Below are 277 nucleotides of genomic sequence, written 5' to 3'. Positions count from 1 at the left end.
CCGATATGCCCCCAGGCCTGGGAAGCATTTTCAATCTCACCCGCTCATCGTTCGCCGCGATGGCGCGAAGCGCCGCCAGCGTATCGGGGTCGCTCGACGCGTCGTCGCAGATCACCCATTCCCAATGGCCGTAAGTCTGGTTGGCGAGCGATCGGTAAAGTTCGTTGAGCCAATCCGGCCGCGTGTTGTACGTCGGTGTCAGCACCGATACCAGAAAGGCGGGATCGGCATCGGTTTGCTGCCGCTCGTCGCGCCAGGGATCACACAGGTCGCTGAG

1 protein-coding gene is annotated in these 277 nt (G+C 62.5%); it reads right to left on the bottom strand.

Annotation, left to right across the window (positions count from 1 at the left end):
• On the bottom strand, positions 1 to 277 hold a 277-nt coding region (locus KVT31_RS29545), incomplete at both ends, for a glycosyltransferase (protein ID WP_217613726.1).

Origin of the sequence: Bacillus sp. GbtcB14 (genome assembly GCF_019091205.1) — a bacterium.
In the GTDB taxonomy this organism is placed as follows: domain Bacteria; phylum Bacillota; class Bacilli; order Bacillales; family Bacillaceae_G; genus Bacillus_A; species Bacillus_A cereus_AG.
The sequence above is the reverse complement of the archived record's forward strand: the minus strand, read 5'-3'. Positions and strand labels throughout refer to the sequence as shown.